This window comes from Alistipes sp. Marseille-P2263 (assembly GCF_018101075.1).
Classification (GTDB): Bacteria; Bacteroidota; Bacteroidia; order Bacteroidales; family Rikenellaceae; genus Alistipes; species Alistipes dispar.
On record NZ_JAGQEJ010000020.1, the window covers coordinates 1 to 2,260 of the forward strand.

General features: G+C 51.5%; 2 protein-coding genes, 1 tRNA gene and 1 rRNA gene. 2 read left to right on the forward strand and 2 right to left on the reverse strand.

All coding sequences use genetic code 11. The features are described from left to right. Nucleotides 1-120, reverse strand: a 16S ribosomal RNA gene (locus KB554_RS13150); the annotation flags it as partial. Between the two features lie 780 nt (nucleotides 121-900). Here KB554_RS13150 and KB554_RS13155 point away from each other — a divergent pair. Both KB554_RS13155 and KB554_RS13160 read left to right on the forward strand, forming a co-directional pair. After that, a complete protein-coding gene (locus KB554_RS13155; RefSeq protein WP_211036491.1) occupies nucleotides 901-1,515 on the forward strand; it encodes a signal peptidase II in 615 nt (204 codons plus the stop codon). A 79-nt stretch (nucleotides 1,516-1,594) separates the two neighbouring features. Continuing rightward, nucleotides 1,595-1,676, forward strand: a tRNA-Leu gene (locus KB554_RS13160). 73 nt (nucleotides 1,677-1,749) lie between these two features. Here the strand turns inward: KB554_RS13160 and KB554_RS13165 are convergent. After that, on the reverse strand, nucleotides 1,750-2,260 hold a 511-nt coding region (locus KB554_RS13165), incomplete at its 5' end, for a tyrosine-type recombinase/integrase (RefSeq protein ID WP_211036492.1).

The following is a 2,260-nucleotide window of genomic DNA, read 5'->3' on the forward strand; positions in this document are numbered from 1 at the left end:
TTACGCACCCGTGCGCCGGTCGCCATCTCAGGTATTGCTACCCGAATGCTGCCCCTCGACTTGCATGTGTTAAGCCTGCCGCTAGCGTTCATCCTGAGCCAGGATCAAACTCTCCATTGTAAAAAATCAAATGTATCGTTAGAGTCCTGACTATTCGCTTCCTTTAAAGGAAATGACAGATAAATACTACATTTCTTTTCTCTCAAATAACCAGTAATTCAAAGAACCGCTTTAAAAAAGCTTCGCATTATATTGCGAAAGGGATTGCAAAGATAAGTACTATTTTTGAATCCGCCAAATCTTTTTCAAAGATTTTTTCCGGCCGCCCTTTCAGGCATTTTCCGAAACGGATTGCAAAGGTAAGCAATCTTTTTCAAACCTCCAAAAACTTTTTCAAGAACTTTGCATTCTCTTGAAATCCAGCTACAAACCCGTCTCCGACTCCTTTATTGTAAACCTTCGACTTATTTGCAAGAACCGTTATTTCTCAAATGCGGATGCAAAGGTAGCGACTTTTTCCGAAGCTGCAAATAATTTCGTATATTTTTTGCAAAAAAGTTTCATTTTATACCGAAAACCGCTTCACACCTATTATATAATAAATAATAGAAAGTCCGTATAGACTTACGTCCGACAGATTCCGTCCGGATCTCCGCGCCGAAAAGAATCCGTCCCCGCCGTTCTCTTTCCGAAACCGGATCGAATCCCCGCCCCGCTCGACCTTCTCCGACAGGAGTCCGCCCAACCGGCCCGCCGTCCGTCGGACGCCCGCCCGTCCGGCCCGGAATCCGCTTCGGTCCCGCCCGCACTGTCCCGGGATTACCGCTTCGACGGGCAATCTCGCTCCGGATTCCCGGAATAAGGGATTTTTTACTATTTTTGCGGGAAAAACCGAACGAAATGAATCCGAAAAGAATATCGCTCCTTATCCTTCTGCTGCTCTTCGCAGACCAGGCGCTCAAAATCTGGGTCAAGACCCACATGCACCTCGACGAGGCGATCGTCGTCTTCCCGGACTGGTTCCAACTGCGCTTCATCGAAAACAACGGGGCGGCTTTCGGCATGCACATCGCCACGCGGGGCGGTTTCGACTGGGGAAAGCTGATGCTGGGCATCTTCCGGATCGCAATGGTGGGAGCCGTCAGTTGGTTCATGGTGCACCTTCACCGGACACGCAAAGACACACCCAAAGGCGTATTCATCGGCCTGGCGCTGATCGTCGCCGGGGCGCTGGGCAACATCTTCGACAGCGCCTTCTACGGGCTCGTATTCTCCAAATCGACTCCCTTCTCCGTGGCGCAGTTCGGAGGCCATTACGCCGGTTTCATGATGGGCAAGGTCGTCGATATGTTCTATTTCCCGCTGTTTCAATGGAACGGCGTACCGCGCCTGCTGCAATTCCTCGTGGACAGCAACAACTATTTCTTCGGCGCCATCTTCAACCTGGCCGATGCCTATATCTCCGTGGCGACAATCTATCTGCTTCTGTTTCAATATAAATTCTTCAGCAAATAGTTTTTTTCGCAAAAAAGAGTTGGTAATTCAAAAAAAAGTATTACTTTTGCACACCGCAATTCCGGAAAACTCCGGTAACGCCCAGGTGGCGGAATAGGTAGACGCGCACGTTTCAGGTGCGTGTGCCGCAAGGCGTGCAGGTTCGATTCCTGTCCTGGGCACGAAAAGGCGCTGATGTTCAGCGCCTTTTCTTTTGTGTATGATGATTTGTATGATGAAATCCCGGGAATCCGGTCAGTCATCAGCCCCGGCAGACAGTCTGAAGCAGCTGCTCCCGGCGAGAATCGGAGCGTTTTCCTCCATGCCCACACGCAAATAGCGCATCGCAGTCGCAATCTTGCTATGCCCCAATGCCTTCGAGATCACAGCGAAAGGCACATCTTTCGTCCCGAGAAGATTCGCGGCGAAGGATCGACGGACCGTATGCGCCGAGACCAGATCGCACGTTTCCGTACAGCGCATCCGCCCGGCCCCCTCCCCCACACTCCCGTACGGCCGATTTCCTGTCGATTCATGCCATTCCATCCTGCCTTCAACCGGTTCGTCTGCCTGTCCGGAATCGTTTTTCACCGACCAAAACCGAAACCGAGAATCTTCCGGACGAGCCGGGACGAAAATACCTACGCATTCGCCTATGACAGCTTCGCCCGTCTGACGGATACCAGGCATTACGAAGCCGGAGCCCTCACGGACCGTTTCGCGGAAAAGGGACTGACATACGATGCGAACGGAAACCTCCGGACCT